Below are 20,597 nucleotides of genomic sequence, written 5' to 3' on the forward strand. Positions count from 1 at the left end.
ATCTCCTTCTTTGCTTTCTCCAAGCTCACATTGGCTTTAAGTTTTTTTCCAGCCGATCCATCATCCATGCAAGACGCCGGCTGCGACCCGCTTCTGTCTTTGCATCAAGATAAGCACGTGTATATGTCTTTTTCACCGATGCCGGCATCTTCTGAAAATTAGTATAAGCCTGTGCATTTTCCTTTAACAAGGCAGCAACTGCCGCAATCTGTTCCTCGCTGATTGCAGAAGGAGAAGCGGCGTTGTCCCACTGTCCGTTCTTTTTCGCCTCTTCTATTTTCCTGCGTCCGTATTCCGTCATGGCACCGCATGCTTCCAGCTCCTGAACCAGCGCCTTGTTTTTCTGTGACCATTTGCTGCCAGCTCTTCGCGGCGCAAAATACTTCTTGTAGGATGTATCATCCATCTTCTTCATCACGCCGTCAATCCAGCCAAAGCAAAGTGCCTCCAGTAAAGCATCGTTTGCGGACAGTGTTTCCACCTCCTTTGTTTTGCCAAATTCCAGCCACACCCCTTCCCTGCGCCGGCAGTTTTCGCTCAGCCATTCTCTGAATGCTTCCCGTGTTTTAAATCGCAAAAGCTCGCTCATACATTTCCTCCTTTCTTAAGCTGCTGGTTTCAAATCACGTTATCCCAGCAGTTCTTTTTCTGTTATGACTTTTTCAAAGCCCAATTCATGCAGTGTCAAAGTATCATCAATAACCTCATGATAGATGCCCTTCGCCTGAATAAACCCGTTTTTCTCATACAGCCGGATGGCCGGTGTATTGCTGTCCACCGCAAACAGCCGTAAAACATCTGCCTGCCGTTCCTTTGCACAACGCATTGCTTCCCGTATCGCTGCTCTGCCAACACCCTTTCCCATCGCATCCACATGCACACCAAGGCGGTCAAGATACAGGGCTTTCTGTCCTGATAGATGCCAGTCGACGTGCTGTTCCCCCTTATTATGCTCGCATAATGCAAACGCAGCCAGTATCCGGGCATCCTTCTGCAGGACATACATACGCTCCTGTTTAATATCCTCCGGAAAACAAATGCAGGGATACACCGCATCCCATATACAGATTTGCTGTGCATACATATGTGCAATAATAGCTTCATACATAACCTGCAGCTGAGGCAGATCCTGTTTAACCGCTTTTCTAATGATCATACCGAACTCTCCTTACGCTTTTAAAAGTCGCCTGAATGTGTTTCCTATGTAATAACGATTACATATCCTATAAGCCACAGACTTATTTCCCTTACCCAAGCCTTTTCTTACCGTGCTGATCCCGATACAAGCGTCAGGTTTTTCATTATTATAACAAAATCAAACAGAATATGTATCCCTTTCTGCCATTCTTTTCTTTTTTGTGTAATCTAACTGCCTGCTTCATTATGATCAACAGGAATCAAGCAGGGTACATCTGTTGCATTTTGTAAATTATTTACAATTTTTATTGGAAAATCATCTCCCTTTATTCCCTTATAATTAAAAAGAATGTATAATTTTAATGTCGAAATATAGGAGCATATTATGCCACAGGATACATACGATTTTAACCGTATAGATTTGAATGAGATTTACAGTCTGTTTCACACAAAAGATGAACGCAGGCTGGATTCCGTTAAGGAATTCATAGAAGCAGAAAACTATATGAAGGCTATTCATAAACTGAATGAGTTTTCTTCAAGCAATGAGCCCGCTGTCATTTTAAAGGGTATCCTTTTCCTATACCTAGGGGATATGCAGAAGGCCATTTCATTATGGAAGCCATATATCAAAAAGAATAAGGCGCACCCTCTGATGATGAGATACTATGCCATCGCCTGTCATTCCAGTGAAAAGTACAAAAAAGCAGTAAGGGTTTTTAAAACCGTTTATCCAACGGATACCAGAAAGGATGAAATCGTCTTATCGTATGCATCTTCCTTAAAAGAAGTACATAAATACAAGACGGCACGGAATCTTATACTGCCCTTTTATTCCTCCACTGTAGGAGATGACCTTATAGCTGTTATTCAAAATATGGAGTTTACAACCCTTCTTCTGGAGCTTGATGTACTGTTACAGGATGAAGATTCCTTTTCTGCACACTTTGCGCCCTATTTGTCACAGCTTTCCTCTGTTATGATTTTTGAGGATGCAAAGGAATTACTGGCATGCAATATCGTCATTTTGTCGGGTTATATATCCACAAGGCGCTGTGAATGGCTGGCACCGCACTTTTATGAGCTTGTCAGGCTGACAGACAAAAATAACTATTTAAAAGACACGCCATATGAGATCGCCGTAAAGCGCGGCTATACCAGCTGGGAATCCTACTTTTATCAGCAGGATGAGCAGGTGCCAAAACCGTTGAAGGAGATTGGTTTGTACCCTCTTGAAGAATTGGAAATTGATGATGAAGTAAGTCAGAGTGTTATCTGCTGGAATGCCGCAAAGCTCTATCAGACACAGCCGGAATGCTTTCGCTATATGCGCAGCACGTATCCTCACACCTGGAATAAAATAGAATATATCGTGGATAAATTTAAAAGCAAGCCAACGGATTATCAGAAGCAGGTGGAGAAAAGGATCATGCTCTATGTGGATTATTCGCAGCAGGAATTACATGAAGAACTGGAAAGAAGATATAAAAAAGCTTATAAGACTGAGCATGACAGCTGACAGCCTTCTATATATGAAAATACGAGTATTCGCATTTGGTTCATTCTTACCTTAAAGTGTTTAAAAGAGAGGATTCAATTCCTATTGAACTACAGTCATGTTGAATTCTCTTTTTTTAATTTACCCGCTATCGGGCAGAAATCCGCATTTTTATATACCGTTTTTCTATAAAACAAAGTAATTTAAGATAATACGCTCTATGTATCCATTTGATATTGAAATCATCTATGGTATTCAACGCTATATCTGATACAATCATAAGAAAACAGGAAGTATCGTTCACTTCTTGTTTTTTTATATACGCTGAAGCAATCAGCTATTTTCGACTTTGCTGAGAAAGGTTTAAAGGCTGACGTTCAAACCAAACGCTTATCGTATAGTTCACCGGCTGATTCAAGGTATGCCTGCATAACAAATCCTTGGCTATATCATAAATCACGCTTTTTCTCTATCGTGTGCTTTCGTAAAATAAAAGCAGGAAAAAAACAGCCTGCTTACTATAAACTTGAATGTTACATGAAAAATAGCATTTATAAGAAAGAGAATCCGCAAAACTTGATTTTGATCAATTATCTGATACAGATTTTTCTTATTCTATGCTGAATCAATATCACCGGCCTTTTTCTAATACATATTACAAATATTCCTTTTCCACCATGGTGATCAGTGATCTTCGGTTTGCGAACATAGCAAATGTGCCTGTGGTTGTAAAGAAGGTATTCTGAATGCTGTAGGCTCCCTGCACCTCCTCCAGTATGATTGCCGCAGCCGCATAGTCCCAGCATTTCACATGGGCAGACAGATACAGATCACTCAATCCCTGTGCAATCTGTACGATACTCAGGGATGCACAGCCCAGATAGCGATGGGCACGGAATTCATCCTGCATGGTTAACGGATCACTGCCATAGGTTCTTTTTATATAACCCAGAACGTGCAGGCCGGCATCCAGAATACATTCCCTCGCTTCTTTTTTGCGCAGCTGTGCCATCCTCTCCCCGTTTTTCCATGCTCCTTTGCCATGAACTCCAAGGAACAGCTCATCCCGCATGACATCATATACGATGCCGAAGACGGGCTGCTGCTTATGATAATAGGCCAGCGATATTGCGAAATCCCGGTGCCGGCTTACAAAATTCGTTGTTCCGTCGATCGGATCCAAAATCCATAGATGATCTCCGCGTTCCCTGACACTTTCCTCTCCCAGAAAGCTGTGTGTCGGAAATTTTACATTGAGAGCATTGCGAATCTGTTCCTCCATGCTGCGGTCGTATTCCGTTACCAGATCCTGAAAATCCGTTTTATATTCCGGTGTCACTTCGGATACGCGGCGCAGCTGTGCCCCGCAATCTCTTACCAGCTCTATCGCAAATTCTATTACATCCTGCTGCATACACTCACATCCTCATTCTTCATAAAGGGGTTCACCTGCCCAAGCACCGGTTCCTCGCCATAGCGTCCATGGGTATCGCTGCCCCCTGTTTCTATCAGCTTATACCTTTTTGCGATGGCATGCAAGTCATCCACCTGCTTTTGTCCGTGTGAGCTGTGCCAGGTTTCAATACCATCCAGTCCGATCCGGACATATTCGGGGATCGATCCTGTGACGCGTGAGATATAGGGATGTGCAAGCACGGCGATTCCCTGATCCTTATGAATGGCCCGTATCGCCGCTTCTACTGAAACAAAGGAGGCAGGACATACACAGATTCCGTTGTTTTTGAACAGTTTTCGATAGACATCGGAATATATGGTATCACTGTAGCCGTGTCGTATCATGATGTCCATGATGTGCTGCTTGTAGATAGCTGTGGATTGCTGTGCAATGCATTCCACTTCCTTCAGGCTAATCTGATAGCCGTGATCAATCAGCTGCTGCACCTGCCATAGGGAAATCGCTCTTCTCTGACGCAGAGTCGCTTCACACAGGGCATCCACATGCGAGGTGTCTTCTCCGAAGCCATAGCCGAGAATATGCACCTGCCGTTGTGCAACCTCATCAAAGGCACTGATCTCGATCCCCTTGATGAGCGTACAGGGCAGCAGATCGTACGGGATGTGACGGTATGCCGCAAAGGTATCATGATCCGTTATGGATATCATCTGCATCCGGCTTTCTTTAGCAAGGCTGAGAATCTGTGCCACCGTCAGTGAAGAGTCACTGCAAACGCTGTGTATGTGAAGATCAATACGGTTCATGCCATCATTCCCTTTTGCATATTGTACTCCCGATCACACAGCCCCTCCATGAATTCCAGATCATGAAAGATACCGAGCATGGTCGTTCCCTCCAGCTTCAGCTGCTCAATCAGATCACGGACCTTCTGCTTGCTGGTATGATCCAGACTGGCGGTCGGCTCATCCAGCAGCAGTAAACGCGGCTTCTTTACCATGGCAGCCGCAATGTTCAGCCGCAGCTTTTCTCCTCCGGAAAAGGTATTGGGATACATATCCCAGAGGGCCGGCTCCAGCTCGAAATGCTCCAGCATATGCTGTGCCCTGCGACGGGCGGTATCTTCATCCGCCCCCATTTCCAAAACCGCCTGTTCAATAATCTGCCGTGCTGTCGTTCGCGGCATAATGCGCAGAAACTGGGAAACATAGCCGATTTCCTGTTTGCGTAGATAAATCATCTGCCGCTCACTTGCCTGACAGAGGTCTAGCATCCCGAATTTTTCACTATCATACAATATCCTTCCCTTCTGCGGCAGATTGGTTCGGTAAATCCCCTTCAAGATCGTCGATTTCCCACTGCCGCTCTTCCCTGTGATTCCGATAAATTCCCCCTTCGCAAGATGCAGACTGATTCCCCTGCAGGCATGAATTTCACGCCTGCTGACATGCATGGTAAAGCTTTTTTCCAGATTCTCGATAACCAGTAAATCCTGTTGCTGCATATGGTTCACCCTTTCCTGTATTTACGGATAAATATGTCAATGTCCAATGAAAAATCATCAATTCGACTGCGGAATACTACATCCTCCCAGTTCCACCAGGCGATATCCAAAAGGGCGGCAATCTGCTCGCAGTCAAAGCGAAAACGAAGAATTTTTGCGGGGACCCCTGCAACGATTGCATAGGGTGGAACATCGTGTGTCACAATGGCACCACTGCCAATTACGGCTCCATCACCGACCTTCACGCCTGCCTCGATCAAGGCGCCATGCCCGATCCATACATCATGTCCGATTTCTGTCAGCTTGCTTCTGCGCTGCTCGAAAAAGGCTTCATCATCCGTATCCCGAACACCGTACATTCTGCGCCGGTAGGTGATATGATGAGTCGTAGGGCGTTGCAGGGGATGCTGGGTTGCTCCGATGCGTACATTTCTTGCGATATCCACAAAGCTGTGAATGATCGTGTTTTGTATCATCGCATACGGCTCGCAATAGGAATACCTGCCAAAGGAACTGTTTTCAATGACACTGTGTGCGCCTACCTTATTATATATAGAAAAGCTTACCTGGTTTAGCTCTACATCCTGTTCGATGGTTACTTCTCTGCTCAGCATGGCTATACCCGGTAATGGTTCTGTGCGATGCACATACCGTCCACAAAGACCTCGGTGATTGCCGGCAGCTCGTTGGGCAGGATACGGATAATCAGCAGGTCGGCCTTTTTACCTTTTTCAATGGAACCGTAGTCCCGATCAATGCCGGTAGCCCGTGCAGGGTGTATGGTCACCTTATTCACCATCTCTTCCAGACGCTGTCCCTTCTTAGTCATCAGAAATACCGCATGCAGAAGGCTTGCCGGATAATAATCACTGCATAAGATATCCGCTGCATCCTGTGCGATAGCGTCCGCCGCATTCATATTGCCGGAATGACTGCCGCCCAGCAGAATATTCGGTGCGCCGACAACCGTGTACATACCGCGTTTCTTTGCTTCCCTGGCTACCTCCAGCGTGATTGGAAATTCCGATATGGTTGCCCCGAACTTCTGCACCACATCCAGCTTTTCAATCGTATCATCATCATGTGAGGCGATCGAGATGCCCTGCGCCTTTGCCAGTCTGGCTGCCGTTTGCATATTCTCCAGTGTCAGCTTGTCGCTGTTCATGCGGCGCGCCACCTCTTCCGCAACCTCCTCCTCACTCATGCTTCGGGCATTGCGGACATAGCTTTTGTATACCTCGATATTACGGTACTGCCCCTGTCCCGGTGTATGATCCATGAAGGAAATGAGGTGAACACGCTTTTGACGCAGATAGTCCAGCATCAGTGGAAACTGCTTCTGATTGTCGATTTCAAAGCGCATGTGAAAGCGGTGATGAATCAGATGCAGCTGCGTGTGGCTTTTTTCTATGATATCCGCCAGCTGCCTGACGAGCTCGGGACGTCGCATGGGGGAAGCTCCGACTCCCTCCCAGATACTGACGGAGTGAAACATGGTGGTGATGCCATGGGTACAGCATTCCTTTTCGAATTCATATACAGCCAGCTCCATATCCATGATGCTGCTGGGGCGCGGTGCCGCCATGGCTTCGATATGATCCGAATGCATATCGATGAAGCCCGGTGTGATGTATCCCCCATAGGCGTTGTACACCTCATCAATGCGCATAGAGGCAAGCTTTGCTTGTGGAACGATATCATAGATACGTTCCTGTTCAATCAGCAGAGCGTGATCCTTTAATATACCATGCTCCTGTACGATGTTTCCATTTATGATTGCAATCATGATGTTCTCCTTATAATAATGAATATACAAGCTGCTGGGTATAAGGGTGCTGCGGATCCTCCATGACCTGATCGGTCAGTCCCTGTTCAATGATTTCCCCATCCAGCATAACAATCGTTCGATCCGCCAGCATGCGAATCACCCCCAGATCATGCGATACCACAAGCATGGATACCCCCAGCTCCCGCTGTATTTTCTTAATCAGGTCTAATACATTTGCCTGCACCGATAGATCCAGTCCGGTTGTGACCTCGTCCAGCAGAAGAATCGGCGGATTGTTGCTGAGAGCCTTGGCAATCTGAACACGCTGCTGCATGCCGCCGGAAAATTTCCTCGGCTCCTCCTTCATGCGGTGCACCGGAATTTTCACAGCGTTTAGCAGCTCCTCACCGCGTTCACTCATAGCCTTCACATTGCGCTTTCCTGCCGCGATCAGCTTTTCAGCGATGTTTCCCATGCTAGAAAAATTCATTTTCAATCCGAGATAGGGATTTTGATATACCATGCCAAGTACGTGATTGCGGATATAGCGCTGCTGCTGGGCAGTCAGCTCAAAGATGTTGGCAGCTCCGTTTTTATAGGTACGGATTGTACAGCTGCCCCCTGTCACCTCCTGGTCAAAGTACAGGCACTGCATCATGGTGGACTTGCCGCTGCCGCTTTCTCCCACCACGCCAAGAATCTCCCCGTCATATACATCAAAGCTGATATCCCGGCAGGCATATACGGTTCCGCATTTCGGGCAATAGTTTCCCTGCAGCTTTACTGAATGGCTGCGGCAATGGGGACAGCCCTCACCAAAGCGTTTGTTGAGATGTGATACACGCATCAGCGGTACATCGTTGTAGTCCATTATGCTTCCCTTCCTTTCGCATTCAGGCGTTCCAGACACTGGCTGGTATCATTGCACTGATAGCTGACACTGCCATTTGTTTCATCGATGATTTCATCCAGATAGACATGAGATGCCCCGCACAGCCGGCAGCATTTCCCCTGAAAATCCTCGGTCTCGAAGGGATGATCATCAAAGTCCAGCGATACGACCTTCGTATAGGGTGGAATCGCATAGATTTTCTTTTCCCGTCCGGCTCCCAAAAGAATCAGTGCCTCGCTTCTCATCATTTTCGGATTGTCAAAGCGGGGGATGGGAGAGGGAGCCGTCACATAGCGGTCGTTTACGAGTACCGGATGATCGGCACCCATGGTTACTCTTCCATATTTCATAATTTGTTCAAAAAGCAGCAGCCAGGCCCCGGTATATTCCTTTTCGGCATGCAGTCGTCTGGTTGCACGCTCGCTTGGCTCGTATTCCCGCAGCGGTTCCGGTGTCGGTACCTGTAAAATCAGAATCTGGTCTTTTTTAAGAGGTACCTCCGGTATACGGTGACGTGACTGTATGAGGGTGGCAAGAGCCGTATGCGTGGTCAGCTCTACTCCCGTGGTGGCCCTGATCAGATTTTTGATACTGATGGCATTGACGCTTTCATCACTGCCCTGATCAATCACCTTAACAATATCCCTTGGACCGACCAGCGAAAGACTCAGCTGAAGTCCGCCGGTTCCCCAGCCTCTGGCAATCGGCAGCTCCCGGGACGCAAAGGGCACCTGATATCCGGGTATACAGATGGCCTTCAGTGAGGCTCTGCGGATTTCCCGCTTGCTGCCTTCATCGAAGAAGGCAAAATTATATTTCTTTTTCATCATCGGCCTGTTCCTTCTTTGTTTTTCTCATGCTGTTTAATTTCGATTGAAATGTGACATAGTGGGGAAGCTTTAAGTGCGATATAAAGCCGGTTGCCTCCACCGCATCAATATGGTAGAGCACAAATTCCTCGTCATTGACCGCAAAGCCTTTATCCTCGCTTTCCAGACATGTATCCAGAATACTCATAGCGATTGCCTTGGTTTCGTTCTGCCCCATGGTGATACCATAGCCGACCTTAAATTCCAGCTCCTTTTCCCCATTTGGATCGGTTATGGTAACCGGGATCAGACTCTCTACCTCTGTCACCTTGATTTCTCCGATATAATAGGAATCATCCTCATGCTCTGGCTGCAGAGGATCCGGAACACTGATTGGCAGCTGCCCCACACGCAGCTCCCCCACTGTCGGATGCACAACACCATAGCCGCGCAGGGAAGCATAGCCCAGTGCGGTTACCGCCTGCGTCATCCCTCTGCTTAGAATCTGCAGACGCTCACTGCGCTGCGTGGGAAAGCTGAGCATCTGCTTTGTGGCATCCTTCGGAGCACGATTATCATTTTCCACCGGTGGCAGCAGCCCTTCCCTGCGCAGATAGTCGCTGACCCTTGGAAGGCGCAAATCTGTTTTCTCTTTGGTGCATTCCTCACTCAGAAACGCCTCCACATACTTCTTCAGCTCCTCCTCACGCTCCTGCAACAGATCAAAGTCAAGCAGGCGGTGTACGTAATCATAGCTCGTACCCAGAAGCTGTCCCTGCGGGATATCCTTAAAGGCTGCGGATATTCTGCGTTCGACCTCCATTTCCCGACTGTCAATAATATGGGAGTAGTACCTGCGCGGCAGTGTGGAGCGATAGCTTCGCAGCAGAAATACCGCCTCCTCCATACTGCCCTCTCCCTGCTTGATTGCCAGTGCGGCGAGGGAGGGGTCGTACAGACTGCCTTCACTCATCACCTGATCCACCAAAAGCCGCATGCCCTGTTCAATCTGATCAACACTAGCACCGGCGCCCTTTTTGACACGTTCATATTTTAATCGGCGCAGGCTTTCCTCAATTGCCTGTTCGCCGCCCTTTACCGCTACATATGCCATTGTCCTATCCCCTTTCCACCTGTGTTGTTCTCGGCAGCGCCATACAGTTCGCATCCGCATCGATCAAAAGCATATCGAAGCCCAGAGGAAATTCCTCATTCACAAGAGCGCGGACCTCCACCCAGTCACTGTTTAGCGGGGAAGCAATCGTATGTGCGTGCGGTATGCCGGGACCTCGTAATATCAGCTCGTCTCCCTCCTGCAGAGAATCACATTCCACAAGTAGCGTCGCTCCCAGATGCGGATCCTCCAGCGTGCCTGTCTGAATCTTCTGCATGATTTCACACAGTCTGTTCCTATGCTTCCCTGTCACAATGACATGTGCTGCGGTTTCCAGCGAACAGCTTTGACAGTAGGTCAGTCTGGCGATGCTGTCTGTCAGCTGTTCCTCCTCCACAGCATGAAAGCTGGTATCCGCATCCAGCAGCATATACAGCAGTACACCGGTAGCAGCCCGGCATGGCAGCCCAGCCTCCAACCTGTCCGCCTCCTGCCTCAGACTTACTATTTCACCGGGATAGGCGAAGGCATGAACTACCTGACGGTAGGCATGCTGTATATCAAATACCATATCAAAGTTCATGTTGTTCTCCTTACACATCCATCGTTTCAAAGTTCACGCGTGTTTTCAATATACCTGCCACATGTCGTGCATGTGCAGCATCCTGCTTCTGTTTCTCCTGAGTCAGAGCCTTTTCCAGCTGATCCACACCGTCAAGCGCTGCATTGCAGGCAGCGTCGATCACTGCCAGAGCATAGGATTTCTCCAGCTCATTTCCCTGTATCAGTCCAATGCCGATTGTATCCCTGCACTTTACTCTGGTTTCGCTGACCAGCACCTCTCCCAGATAAAAGAGGGAATGCTGTGCGCTTTCTCTCATACGAAGCATTGTCAAAGCATTTTTCGGTTCCTCAATGACATGAAACTGCGTCTGCTGTTCAAAATATTGCGCCCACTGTGTGAGGAATTCATTTGAACAGTTTACCAGAATCCGGGTTCTTTCTTTACGTTTCATAAGCTCCTCCTTGTTACGAGTATAGCTTACCTTGTAGCCAAGAGAGGTTTGTTAAGCGGTTGTAAACATTGTGTATGGAAATGATGAAAAAGGTGTAAAAAAAGACATTTTGACCGTGGCATATCGATCAAAATGTCAATTTGTAGAAACAGAGGAAGCAGGCCCTGCTTATGGGAGGCAGCTCCTGCCGCTTTTCACTTCATTCCTCCAGCAGATAGCTAAGATAGCGTTCGGGCTGTTCAAGAAATCTTCTTGTCAGCTGGTAGTGCTCGGTATCCTTATAAGAAACTTCCTGAATGCCTGCTTCTGAGAATTCCAGAAGCTTTGCATAGGGATAGGCCATAAGCATGGGAGAATGGGTGGCTATGATAAATTGAGAGTTCTGTTGAACCAGTTCATGCACCTCTGCAATCAGCGTGAGAATGCGGGAGGGAGACAGCGCCGCCTCCGGCTCATCGAGCAGATACAGCCCATTGCCGCCAAAACGATTGTGAATCAGAGAGAGGAAGCTTTCCCCGTGAGACTGCCGGTGCAGGGATACTCCGCCATAGCTGTCGATGATATGGCGGGAACGATCCGGATATTGATCAAGCTCGTCGATATTAGAGGCGAGATTGTAAAAGCTCTCTGCGCGTAAGAAATAACCGTCTTTTGGATAGTCGCCTCTCCCCAGCTGAATATGTTCATATAAAGAAGAGTGGGCATCCTGTGTTGAAAAGTTGAAATTTCTAGTGCCTCCTTCCGGGTTAAAGCCGTAGGAGACAGCGATTGCTTCCAAAAGAGTGGATTTTCCAGTACCGTTTTCTCCGACAAAGAAGGTGACCGGTGCATCAAAGGACAGCTGACCCATACTACTCAGACAGCGAACGGCCGGCAAACTTGCAAGATAGGAGTCCGCAGCAGGCGGTGTTGCAATTTTAACATTACTGATATATCTGTTTTTTATCATGTGTGCTCCTCCTGAGAATCCGGTGGTTATAAACCGCATATCGTATGGGAATTCTGGATGCATTTCTTGTATGTATCATAACATATATTTCAGAATTACGGGGATATGCTTTATCTAAAAAGCAGGCAGAATACGCCCACCTCAGTGGTCGATGAACAGGTGAAAGCTATGCTTCGTGATCAGGTGGAACAAACTTCAGATATGAATGTTATGGAAAGCTTAGAGGTTTCCGATTTTAAATCTGGAAACGGTTCACAAATATCGAAACAGGCATCGCTTTTTCAAGCCGTCACATCCCTGGATCGACCTCAGTGATGAAGATTACTTATGTATGATCGGGACAATAGGTAAGGATAAGCATGGAACGTTTCACCCTACAGGCGCAGGCTTACTCATGTTCGGCAACGAATATCGAATCGTACGCCATTATCATGAATATTCTCTGGATTATCGTGAAATGCTGGACCCCACGATTCGCTGGACTGACCGCTTATACACCTCTTCAGGCGAATGGACGGGAAACCTCTTTGATTTTTACTTCCGGGTCTACAACAAAATTATTCTAAATGTAAAAGTACCATTTAAAATGAATGGTGGTGAACGGGTGGATGATACCCCGGTTCATCGAGCACTGCGTGAGGTACTTGCGAACTGTTTGGTGAATTCCGATTTTTATGTTCCTAGAGGCATTGTAATCAAGCAGAAAAACGATATATTGATTATTGAAAATCCGGGTACGATTCGTGTTGGAAAATATCAAATGAAAGTAGGAGGCGAATCAGATCCAAGAAACAAAGCATTCATGAAGATGTTTAACCTGATCGGTTTGGTGAGCGTGCAGGCAGTGGGGTTCCGGAGCTATTCTCTGTATGGGATCAGGAGGGATGGATGGAGCCGGTTATTGAAGAATCATATAATCCGGGACGCACGATTTTAACGTTGACGTTTGTAAAGAAGGATGAAGAAGCAAAACTGCGGGAAGAAAACACTTCAGCAATATGAAATGATAATCGCTATGATGCAGCCGGATGTATGGTATCGCTCTTCTGACTTTCTCAGTTGCTGCAGGTGAAGGAGAGAAGAATTCAAACCCTATTAAGAGAGCTATGCGAAAACGGCTGCATCGAGGATAATGGTCTGATCAAAGGGAAAAGATATAAAAAAGCCCATAATTAAACAGGTGTTAATGATCAGCGTCAAATAATTATGTACAAGATCTTTTAATTCTAAACCAGTGACTAAGTTTGCATATTCAATGGCAATTACTTCTTCAAAATATTCTTTATGCCTTTCCTTTGAATAATTCAAAAAATCTGTAAAACATTTTTTGTACTGATTTATAGTTGAATCTTTATAATGTTTTTTTGTGCATTATATCAATTAATGCATCAGCACAATGCGATATTTTAATTTTGTCCATAGTTAGGACCTCCTTCGTGGTTGATTCCACAAAAGAAGTATTTGCATATAAAAAAATAATGTAAAGTGGTTTCGCTCAATTCCCTTATAAATAAAGGCTTTAAAACTTCTACTTTACATTATTTCTAACTTTACATTATTTCCAACTTGCCGGACACCCTTTAGTACCATCGCTTTGCGTTCTTCACTAGCCTTCCATTCCATTAAGTTTTCAATTGCATTACGTTCCAAGGAAATCACCGTCCTTTCATTGTTAAATCTAGCTTGACACAGTATTCCTAATATATCCACTTATATTTTGCACATTTTCCTAATAAAAACATATCATTAAAAACACATTTTTCTAAAAATAGGATGATCTATCTCGGATATTGATGCATATCTAAACAATGCTTGTCACGCTTTATTTTATGGATTTAAAATGTCACTTCCAATAGGATTATAGAACAAAAATAACGGCCGCATGAATCAGCCGTTATCTCTCTTTATGCTTCATCCAGAACCCGCTGCATTTCCTCCTGCAGTTGTACAGTTACACCCTCCGCCTTTAAAGGCTTGTAATCTTCATAATACAGCGGCTTTAGGATATGAATATGAAACGTTCCCTTATGCTTCATCACATCCATATAGTCGTAGGAATTTTTTAATACTATAGGAACAATGCAAGCCTTTGCCATAAACGCCGGCTGCATGGAGCCAGCCTGCATGGGATGCATTACACCGCCCTTGCTTCTGGTTCCCTCCGGGAAAATCAGCAGATTATCCTTCGCCTTGAGCCGTCTTGCGGCCTCCCGCAGCATACGAATGGCACTTCCGCGATCCTCTCTGTCAAATAGTATGACCTCCAGTGTCTTTGACCACGCAGCCACATACGGCACCTTTTCATTTTCTTTTTTGGAGATAAAGGTAAACGGCAGATCAAGGACAGCCATCTGTAGCAGCATATCGAATTCGCTCTGGTGATTGCATACAAACAAAATCGGCAGATCCTTAGGCAGCTGTTCCTGAAATTGTACATCCAGTGTCACACGATAATGCGACAACAGCCTTTCCGACCATTTCTTCATACATGCATACCGCTGTGCAAACGGTTTTTTCCGTACAAGGACAGCATCGATCCAGCTTCTTGGAATGAGCCAGAGAAGATACAGACTTCGCAATATATACATAAACACCTACTCCTTCATCGCCGCTGCATAGGCAATGGCATATTCTTTTTCATGAGATATGGATACCTCTACCTGAAGACCTGCGATATAGCATGTGGGAGCACCAGCGGCATCCGCAAGAATTTCAACAGCGGAAAGGACATAGGATTTCTCCTTATGCACCGCTTTGATAACCGCCTCCTTAGCCGCAAAGCGACCTGCCAGCCATTCCGCACGGCGTTCTTTTGGAATGCGGTCAAACAGCTTTCGCTCCTGTTCACTCAGCACACGCAGAAACGATTCCTTTTCCATAGCACGTTTTATTCTTACGATTTCCACAATATCACAGCCTACTCCAAGCAGCATAGCCCTACCTCTTTTCCTTATTATATACGGGCGAAAAGCGATATATTTCCACCCGTTGTGCGCAGCAGTTGTTGAGCTGGAAATGCGTGCTGCGTACACGGTTTTTTATTTCTTCGGATCTTCCACCGCAAACATCATTTCCGCAGTCAGTGCAACCTCACCATCCACGCTGGCAACGGCATTCACGAAGGCGATACCCATACGTTCTCTGGTAACCTCTGCCTCCAGCTTCAACACATCCCCGGGAATCACCTGACGCTTGAAGCGCGCCTTGTTGATACCGGCAAACAATCCGATTTTCCCTTTGTTTTCTTCCTTGCTCAGCAGCATGACTGCCACGGTCTGTGCCAGCGCCTCCAGCTGCAGGACACCCGGCATGATTGCCTTCTGCGGAAAATGTCCGAGAAACTGCATCTCATTGGCACTGATGCATTTGATTCCCACAACCTTGTTTCCCTCGATGCTCTCAATGCGGTCCACCAGCAGAAACGGATAGCGGTGCGGTATGATTTTCTGAATATCATCACTGTTATAGATCATGCTTACTTCTCCCATCTGCGAATAAGGATGCTCGCATTATGTCCGCCGAAGCCCAGAGAATTGGACATGGCGATACGGATATCCGCCTGCTTCCCCTCATTGACCACAAGGTTCAGATCACAGGCAGGATCCGCATGACGATAGTTGATCGTTGCCGGCACAAAGCCGTTCTTCACTGCCAGTGTCGAAATGATCGCTTCCAGTGCCCCGCTGGCACCAAGCAGGTGTCCGGACATGGATTTCGTGCTGGATACATACGGCTTCATCGCTGCAGCACCAAACGCCTTTTTCACAGCCAAAGTTTCACTGGCATCATTGAGCGGCGTGCTAGTTCCATGCGCATTGATATAATCAACATCCGCAGCTGTAATAGCTCCATCCTCGATTGCCATGGTCATGGCACGGGCCGCCTGTGCTCCATCCGCAAGCGGTGCCGTTATATGATTGGCATCACAGGTGCTGCCATACCCGATGACCTCCCCATAGATTTCCGCATTTCTGGCAAGCGCATGCTCCAGCTCCTCCAGAATCAACACACCGGCTCCCTCTCCCATAACGAAGCCCTTGCGTTCCACATCGAAGGGAATAGAAGCACGATTGGGATCCTCTCCCTCATGCAGTGCCCGCATACTCGCAAATCCTGCCATCGCCACCGGTGTTACTGCCGCTTCACTTCCCCCGGCAGCCATCACATCCTCATAGCCGTCACGAATGCGGTGGAAGGCTTCTCCAATGGCATTGGTTGCCGCCGCACAGGCAGTCACCACACTGGAAACATTGCCGTGTGCATCCATATCAATGGCAGCACTTCCCGCTGCCAGATTGATCAGGGACATGGGAATGAAATACGGAGAGATACGGCTTGGTCCACGGCTTTCAATCGTCTGGGACGCGCCCTCAATTGTGGAAATACCACCGATTCCCGAACCGATGATCACACCAAAGCGATCGCGGTTGAATTCCGCATCCTGCAGACCGCTGTTTTCATATGCTTGCTTTGCGGCTATTCGTGTAAATTGTGTAAAGCGGTCATTGAATTTCAGATCACGCTTTGTGAAATACTGCTCCATATCCAGATTTCTGACCTCACCGGCCAGCTTGGCACGGAAGTCACCCGCATCAAAATGCGTAATCCTATCAATACCGCAGCGGGAGTGCTGAACACTGTCCCAGACCTGCTCCACATCATTTCCAATCGGGGATACAACGCCCATCCCTGTTATGACAACTCTTCTCTTCATTTACATCACCATCCCGCCGTCTACGGCAATAACCTGCCCTGTGATATAGGTACTGTCCTCACTGCACAGAAACTTCACCACGTTGGCAACATCCTGAACTGCTCCGAATTTTTTCATCGGTATGGAGGCAAGCGCACTTTCCTTAACACTGTCTGCCAGCTTGTCCGTCATCGCAGTAGCGATAAAGCCCGGCGCAACGGCATTCACACGGATACCTCTTGACGCAAGCTCCTTAGCACAGCTTTTCGTCAATGCAATCACGCCGCCCTTACTCGCTGCATAATTGGCCTGCCCCATGTTTCCGCATAATCCGACAACACTTGCCATATTGACAATTGCTCCGGATTTCTGTTTCATCATGATCCTTGCGACATGACGGATACAGTTGTAGGTTCCCTTCAGATTGACGCGGATAACATCATCAAAATCCGCATCGCTCATACGCAGCAGCAGATTATCCTTTGTAATACCGGCATTGTTTACCACGACATCCAGATGTCCGTATTCCTTTACGATTTCCTCCAGCATGGCCTTTACCTGCTCTCCATCGGAGATATCGCACTGTATCATTTTGTGATGACCTTCAGGATCACACTGTGCCAGAACCGCACGGGCTCCCTCTTCACTGTGTGCATAATTAATGATCACGTTGTATTCCTTTGACAGGGTAATCGCAATGGCTTCCCCGATTCCACGGGATGCCCCGCTGATAAATGCAGTTTTTCTTTCCATAGCCTTATCCTTTCATATAATCCAGCGTTTCCGCAAGACTTGCCGCATCTTCCACATGCAGTATGTTCACATCCATGCCCTTTGCACATTTCTTTACAAAGCCGCTGACCGCCTTACCGGGACCTACCTCGATAAAGGTATCAACACCGTCTGCCAGCATATTCCTTATGGTATCCTCCAGCAGTACGCTGTGTGAAATCTGTTCACTTAACAAATCGATGAGTGGACGGTCCGCAACACGCGCAGTAAGATTATGCAATACCGGGATGCGCGGTGTCTTCAGCTCATAAGCCGATAGCACCTGATGCAGCTGTTTTCCGGCCTCCTGCAATAAGGAGGAATGAAAGGCACCGGATACCTGTAAGGGGATCACTCTTCGTGCGCCTGCCTCCAGACATTTTTTTCCACATGCCTCAACCGCTGCTTTTTCACCTGTGATGACGATCTGTCCCGGACAGTTGTAATTGGCGATTTCACATACACCGATATCCTGTACCGCTTCACAGGCGTTCAAAATCGCTTCTTTATCCAGCATCAATACCGCAGCCATCGCACTCGTTCCTGATGGAAGTGCATTGGCCATCAGCTTTCCGCGTTCCCGCAAAATTTCTGCGCCTGCCTGTACTGAAAAGCAGTCTGCATAGCATAGAGCACTGTATTCTCCTAGACTCAGTCCGGCAGTCACATCTGCATGTATGCCGTTTTCTTGTAATACAGCCGCTGCCGCCATTGCGTGGGCAAAAATTGCCACCTGTGTATATTGTGTATCGTCCAGCTGCTCCTTTGGTCCTTCAAAGCAAAGCGTTTTCACATCAAAATCCGTTGCTATGCTGTCGAAGACCGCCTTTGCACTGTCGTAGTTTTCATATAAATCCTTTCCCATGCCGGGATACTGTGCTCCCTGACCGGAAAACAGAAATGCTGTTTTCATGCCTGACTCCATTTCCCCGCGCATCCTGCGCAGTTCCTACTTACTGATAAACCGTTCTCTATTTAACTGATACTTTACGTTTTTAAGCTCCTGCATTTACGTAAGCTGATACATTACGCACACAGCTCCGCCATGAGATCATGCACACTCACGATGTCCGTAACACGCCATGCATTGGCTCCTGCGAATACCAGACCGTTTTCCACATCGCCCTCTACCGAATGCACGAGTGCATCACTGATACAATACGGTGTGGTAGCAGGAACACACGGCTTCATGCAGCCAATGCAGTGCTTTGGGGCAATTCTGCCCTTTGACGCATTGCGCATGAACGCTGTCATCACAGCACGGCCCGGAAGTCCTGCCGGACTCGCCACCAGCGTAATATCCTCTTTCCTGGCGTTTACGATTTTCTGCTTGAATGCCAGATCCGCATCGCATTCCGTTGTTGCGATAAAACGGGTTGCCATCTGGACACCGCTTGCACCGATATTCAACAATGCCGCAATATCCTCACGGGTATACACACCACCCGCCGCAAATACAGGAATGCTTGTCTGGTATAGTTCCTCATATGCCTGTATTTCCTGCAGTACCTCACAGACCAGCTCGGAAAGCTCCTTCACTTTGCCGGACAGCAGCTCTTCCTTCTTAAAGCCCAGATGTCCGCCCGCCAGACTTCCCTCCACAACGATGAAATCCGGACAGCGATGATAATGACGATCCCAGCTTTTCAGAATCAGACGCGCGGCACGACCACTGGATACAATCGGTGCCAGAGCCACCTGATCGCTGCCTTCCACAGACGGCAAATTCATCGGCATACCTGCACCGGAAATGATAACATCCACGCCTGCCCCAATGGCAGCCTTCACATAGTCCTCATAATGATGGGATGCGACCATCACATTGACACCCAAAAGACCTCTGCCCCCGCTGATTGCTCTGGCTTTGGCTGCTTCCTCATATACTGCTTCCATGTTGCAGGCAAGGGGGTCCTTCCAGAAATTTTCTTTGCGATATCCCGGATGTGCCGCAGAAATCACACCCATGCCGCCTTCCTTCATGACAGCACCGGCAAGATTTCCCAGCGAAACACCAACTCCCATACCACCCTGAATAATCGGCTTTTCCAGATACTTTGAACCAATGGGAATGCGTTTACTCATAGCACAGTTCCTTTACCGCCTGCTGCAGCGTTACCACCTCTTCTTCACTTTCGTGAATCAAAGAGTCGAGGATATCCTGTAACGGACGGATATCCTTACACATACCGGCAACCTGCCCCATCATAACAGAGCCATGACGCATATCACCTTCCAGAACGGCTCTTCGCAGACCGCCCAGTGTCAGCTTTTCCATTTCTTCCTTATCAGCTCCGCTTTGTTCCAGCTTCAGATATTGCAGCGCCATCTGATTTTTCAGAATACGGACCGGTGTTCCCGTACTTCTGCCGGTGACAACAGAATCCATATCCTTCGCCTTCATAACAGCCTTTTTATAATTTTCATGGATCGGACATTCCTCTGCCAGCAGCAGACAGGTACCGACCTGCACACCTACAGCGCCCAGACACAGTGCTGCATTCAGCTGCCTGCCGCTTGCGATTCCTCCGGCTGCCAGAACCGGAATGGACACAGCATCCACGACCTGCGGTACCAGTGACATGGTCGTTGTTTCTCCCACATGACCGCCGGATTCTCCACCCTCGGCAATGACGGCATCCACTCCGGACTTTTCCAGGCGGCGTGCCAGTGCCACACTTGCCACAACCGGAATCACCTTACAGCCGCTTTCCTTTAAAGCCGGAATATACGGTCCCGGATTGCCGGCACCTGTGGTAACCACCGCAACCTGCTCCTCGCAGATCACCTGCATGATGGCCTGCGTATGCGGATTCATCAGCATGACATTGACGCCGAACGGCTTATTTGTTAACTGCTTACAGGTACGGATTGCCTCCCGTGTCTGGTGCTCATCCATGGCACCAGTTGCGATAATGCCAAGTGCGCCGCAGTTGGATACGGCTGCCGCAAATTCCGGCGTTGCGATATTTGCCATCGCTCCCTGGAAAATCGGATATTTGATTCCTAACAATTCATTTATTAACATACAGCTC

At 47.6% G+C, this 20,597-nt stretch carries 23 protein-coding genes; 2 read left to right on the top strand and 21 right to left on the bottom strand.

The window, feature by feature from the left end:
- Positions 1–25: 25 nt before the first annotated feature.
- Both G4D54_15730 and G4D54_15735 read right to left on the bottom strand, forming a co-directional pair.
- A complete protein-coding gene (locus tag G4D54_15730; protein ID QJA03780.1) occupies positions 26–589 on the bottom strand; it encodes a hypothetical protein in 564 nt (187 codons plus the stop codon).
- Positions 590–628: 39 nt separating this feature from the next.
- Positions 629–1,156: a GNAT family N-acetyltransferase gene (locus G4D54_15735; GenBank protein ID QJA03781.1), complete on the bottom strand. Its 528-nt coding sequence runs from the start codon at positions 1,154–1,156 to the stop codon at positions 629–631.
- Between the two features lie 366 nt (positions 1,157–1,522).
- Between G4D54_15735 and G4D54_15740 the strand changes: the two genes are divergently transcribed.
- Entirely contained in the window at positions 1,523–2,656 is a 1,134-nt protein-coding gene (locus G4D54_15740) for a hypothetical protein (GenBank protein ID QJA03782.1), read from the top strand.
- A gap of 634 nt (positions 2,657–3,290) precedes the next feature.
- Here G4D54_15740 and G4D54_15745 read toward each other — a convergent pair.
- The 11 genes from G4D54_15745 to G4D54_15795 all read right to left on the bottom strand — a co-directional run bounded on the left by G4D54_15745 (position 3,291) and on the right by G4D54_15795 (position 12,101).
- Positions 3,291–4,049, bottom strand: coding sequence for an inositol monophosphatase family protein (locus G4D54_15745; GenBank protein ID QJA03783.1), 759 nt, complete (start codon positions 4,047–4,049; stop codon positions 3,291–3,293).
- Complete coding sequence (locus tag G4D54_15750; GenBank protein QJA03784.1) at positions 4,034–4,855, bottom strand: PHP domain-containing protein; 822 nt, start codon at positions 4,853–4,855, stop codon at positions 4,034–4,036. The genes G4D54_15745 and G4D54_15750 overlap by 16 nt, the downstream gene beginning before the upstream one ends.
- Positions 4,852–5,553, bottom strand: coding sequence for an ATP-binding cassette domain-containing protein (locus G4D54_15755; protein ID QJA03785.1), 702 nt, complete (start codon positions 5,551–5,553; stop codon positions 4,852–4,854). The genes G4D54_15750 and G4D54_15755 overlap by 4 nt, the downstream gene beginning before the upstream one ends.
- 5 nt (positions 5,554–5,558) lie before the next feature.
- Positions 5,559–6,167 carry a chloramphenicol acetyltransferase gene (locus G4D54_15760; protein ID QJA05218.1) on the bottom strand — a complete coding sequence of 203 codons (609 nt, stop codon included), beginning with the start codon at positions 6,165–6,167 and terminating at the stop codon, positions 5,559–5,561.
- Between the two features lie 2 nt (positions 6,168–6,169).
- Positions 6,170–7,339 carry a phosphonate metabolism protein PhnM gene (phnM, locus tag G4D54_15765; GenBank protein QJA03786.1) on the bottom strand — a complete coding sequence of 390 codons (1,170 nt, stop codon included), beginning with the start codon at positions 7,337–7,339 and terminating at the stop codon, positions 6,170–6,172.
- 10 nt (positions 7,340–7,349) lie between these two features.
- Positions 7,350–8,192, bottom strand: coding sequence for an ABC transporter ATP-binding protein (locus G4D54_15770; GenBank protein QJA03787.1), 843 nt, complete (start codon positions 8,190–8,192; stop codon positions 7,350–7,352).
- Complete coding sequence (locus tag G4D54_15775; protein QJA05219.1) at positions 8,192–9,040, bottom strand: alpha-D-ribose 1-methylphosphonate 5-phosphate C-P-lyase PhnJ; 849 nt, start codon at positions 9,038–9,040, stop codon at positions 8,192–8,194. The genes G4D54_15770 and G4D54_15775 overlap by 1 nt, the downstream gene beginning before the upstream one ends.
- Positions 9,024–10,136: a carbon-phosphorus lyase complex subunit PhnI gene (locus tag G4D54_15780; protein ID QJA03788.1), complete on the bottom strand. Its 1,113-nt coding sequence runs from the start codon at positions 10,134–10,136 to the stop codon at positions 9,024–9,026. The genes G4D54_15775 and G4D54_15780 overlap by 17 nt, the downstream gene beginning before the upstream one ends.
- A gap of 4 nt (positions 10,137–10,140) precedes the next feature.
- Positions 10,141–10,719 carry a phosphonate C-P lyase system protein PhnH gene (gene phnH / locus G4D54_15785; GenBank protein QJA03789.1) on the bottom strand — a complete coding sequence of 193 codons (579 nt, stop codon included), beginning with the start codon at positions 10,717–10,719 and terminating at the stop codon, positions 10,141–10,143.
- A 10-nt stretch (positions 10,720–10,729) separates the two neighbouring features.
- Complete coding sequence (gene phnG / locus G4D54_15790; protein ID QJA03790.1) at positions 10,730–11,152, bottom strand: phosphonate C-P lyase system protein PhnG; 423 nt, start codon at positions 11,150–11,152, stop codon at positions 10,730–10,732.
- Positions 11,153–11,351: 199 nt separating this feature from the next.
- Positions 11,352–12,101, bottom strand: coding sequence for an AAA family ATPase (locus tag G4D54_15795; protein QJA03791.1), 750 nt, complete (start codon positions 12,099–12,101; stop codon positions 11,352–11,354).
- 331 nt (positions 12,102–12,432) lie between these two features.
- On the opposite strand from G4D54_15795, the gene G4D54_15800 reads away from it, so the two are divergent.
- Positions 12,433–13,038: a hypothetical protein gene (locus tag G4D54_15800; protein ID QJA03792.1), complete on the top strand. Its 606-nt coding sequence runs from the start codon at positions 12,433–12,435 to the stop codon at positions 13,036–13,038.
- A gap of 967 nt (positions 13,039–14,005) precedes the next feature.
- On the opposite strand, the gene G4D54_15805 is transcribed toward G4D54_15800, so the two are convergent.
- From G4D54_15805 to G4D54_15840, 8 genes are all read right to left on the bottom strand, one after another.
- On the bottom strand, positions 14,006–14,689 hold the full coding sequence (locus tag G4D54_15805; GenBank protein ID QJA03793.1) for a 1-acyl-sn-glycerol-3-phosphate acyltransferase: 684 nt from the start codon (positions 14,687–14,689) through the stop codon (positions 14,006–14,008).
- A 6-nt stretch (positions 14,690–14,695) separates the two neighbouring features.
- Positions 14,696–15,034, bottom strand: a complete 339-nt coding sequence (locus G4D54_15810; protein ID QJA03794.1) for a holo-ACP synthase — start codon at positions 15,032–15,034, stop codon at positions 14,696–14,698.
- A gap of 105 nt (positions 15,035–15,139) precedes the next feature.
- Complete coding sequence (gene fabZ / locus G4D54_15815; GenBank protein ID QJA03795.1) at positions 15,140–15,574, bottom strand: 3-hydroxyacyl-ACP dehydratase FabZ; 435 nt, start codon at positions 15,572–15,574, stop codon at positions 15,140–15,142.
- A 2-nt stretch (positions 15,575–15,576) separates the two neighbouring features.
- Complete coding sequence (gene fabF, locus G4D54_15820) at positions 15,577–16,815, bottom strand: beta-ketoacyl-ACP synthase II (GenBank protein ID QJA03796.1); 1,239 nt, start codon at positions 16,813–16,815, stop codon at positions 15,577–15,579.
- Positions 16,816–17,547, bottom strand: a complete 732-nt coding sequence (gene fabG, locus G4D54_15825; GenBank protein ID QJA03797.1) for a 3-oxoacyl-[acyl-carrier-protein] reductase — start codon at positions 17,545–17,547, stop codon at positions 16,816–16,818.
- A gap of 4 nt (positions 17,548–17,551) precedes the next feature.
- On the bottom strand, positions 17,552–18,502 hold the full coding sequence (gene fabD, locus G4D54_15830) for an ACP S-malonyltransferase (GenBank protein ID QJA03798.1): 951 nt from the start codon (positions 18,500–18,502) through the stop codon (positions 17,552–17,554).
- Between the two features lie 89 nt (positions 18,503–18,591).
- Positions 18,592–19,647 (bottom strand): nitronate monooxygenase, encoded by a 1,056-nt coding sequence (locus G4D54_15835; GenBank protein ID QJA03799.1) that lies wholly within the window; start codon positions 19,645–19,647, stop codon positions 18,592–18,594.
- Positions 19,640–20,590: an enoyl-[acyl-carrier-protein] reductase FabK gene (locus G4D54_15840; GenBank protein QJA03800.1), complete on the bottom strand. Its 951-nt coding sequence runs from the start codon at positions 20,588–20,590 to the stop codon at positions 19,640–19,642. The genes G4D54_15835 and G4D54_15840 overlap by 8 nt, the downstream gene beginning before the upstream one ends.
- Between the last annotated feature and the right edge of the window lie 7 nt (positions 20,591–20,597).

Origin of the sequence: [Clostridium] innocuum (assembly GCA_012317185.1) — a bacterium.
GTDB classification, from domain to species: Bacteria; Bacillota_I; Bacilli_A; order Erysipelotrichales; family Erysipelotrichaceae; genus Clostridium_AQ; species Clostridium_AQ innocuum.

Excerpts from the sequence above, each read along its gene's own strand:
- G4D54_15730 (QJA03780.1), bottom strand. The coding sequence starts at position 589 with ATGAGCGAGCTTTTGCGATTTAAAACACGGGAAGCATTCAGAGAATGG.
- G4D54_15735 (QJA03781.1), bottom strand. The coding sequence starts at position 1,156 with ATGATCATTAGAAAAGCGGTTAAACAGGATCTGCCTCAGCTGCAGGTT.
- G4D54_15740 (QJA03782.1), top strand. The coding sequence starts at position 1,523 with ATGCCACAGGATACATACGATTTTAACCGTATAGATTTGAATGAGATT.
- G4D54_15745 (QJA03783.1), bottom strand. The coding sequence starts at position 4,049 with ATGCAGCAGGATGTAATAGAATTTGCGATAGAGCTGGTAAGAGATTGC.
- G4D54_15750 (QJA03784.1), bottom strand. The coding sequence starts at position 4,855 with ATGAACCGTATTGATCTTCACATACACAGCGTTTGCAGTGACTCTTCA.
- G4D54_15755 (QJA03785.1), bottom strand. The coding sequence starts at position 5,553 with ATGCAGCAACAGGATTTACTGGTTATCGAGAATCTGGAAAAAAGCTTT.
- G4D54_15760 (QJA05218.1), bottom strand. The coding sequence starts at position 6,167 with ATGCTGAGCAGAGAAGTAACCATCGAACAGGATGTAGAGCTAAACCAG.
- phnM (QJA03786.1), bottom strand. The coding sequence starts at position 7,339 with ATGATTGCAATCATAAATGGAAACATCGTACAGGAGCATGGTATATTA.
- G4D54_15770 (QJA03787.1), bottom strand. The coding sequence starts at position 8,192 with ATGGACTACAACGATGTACCGCTGATGCGTGTATCACATCTCAACAAA.
- G4D54_15775 (QJA05219.1), bottom strand. The coding sequence starts at position 9,040 with ATGAAAAAGAAATATAATTTTGCCTTCTTCGATGAAGGCAGCAAGCGG.
- G4D54_15780 (QJA03788.1), bottom strand. The coding sequence starts at position 10,136 with ATGGCATATGTAGCGGTAAAGGGCGGCGAACAGGCAATTGAGGAAAGC.
- phnH (QJA03789.1), bottom strand. The coding sequence starts at position 10,719 with ATGAACTTTGATATGGTATTTGATATACAGCATGCCTACCGTCAGGTA.
- phnG (QJA03790.1), bottom strand. The coding sequence starts at position 11,152 with ATGAAACGTAAAGAAAGAACCCGGATTCTGGTAAACTGTTCAAATGAA.
- G4D54_15795 (QJA03791.1), bottom strand. The coding sequence starts at position 12,101 with ATGATAAAAAACAGATATATCAGTAATGTTAAAATTGCAACACCGCCT.
- G4D54_15800 (QJA03792.1), top strand. The coding sequence starts at position 12,433 with ATGATCGGGACAATAGGTAAGGATAAGCATGGAACGTTTCACCCTACA.
- G4D54_15805 (QJA03793.1), bottom strand. The coding sequence starts at position 14,689 with ATGTATATATTGCGAAGTCTGTATCTTCTCTGGCTCATTCCAAGAAGC.
- G4D54_15810 (QJA03794.1), bottom strand. The coding sequence starts at position 15,034 with ATGCTGCTTGGAGTAGGCTGTGATATTGTGGAAATCGTAAGAATAAAA.
- fabZ (QJA03795.1), bottom strand. The coding sequence starts at position 15,574 with ATGATCTATAACAGTGATGATATTCAGAAAATCATACCGCACCGCTAT.
- fabF (QJA03796.1), bottom strand. The coding sequence starts at position 16,815 with ATGAAGAGAAGAGTTGTCATAACAGGGATGGGCGTTGTATCCCCGATT.
- fabG (QJA03797.1), bottom strand. The coding sequence starts at position 17,547 with ATGGAAAGAAAAACTGCATTTATCAGCGGGGCATCCCGTGGAATCGGG.
- fabD (QJA03798.1), bottom strand. The coding sequence starts at position 18,502 with ATGCGCGGGGAAATGGAGTCAGGCATGAAAACAGCATTTCTGTTTTCC.
- G4D54_15835 (QJA03799.1), bottom strand. The coding sequence starts at position 19,647 with ATGAGTAAACGCATTCCCATTGGTTCAAAGTATCTGGAAAAGCCGATT.
- G4D54_15840 (QJA03800.1), bottom strand. The coding sequence starts at position 20,590 with ATGTTAATAAATGAATTGTTAGGAATCAAATATCCGATTTTCCAGGGA.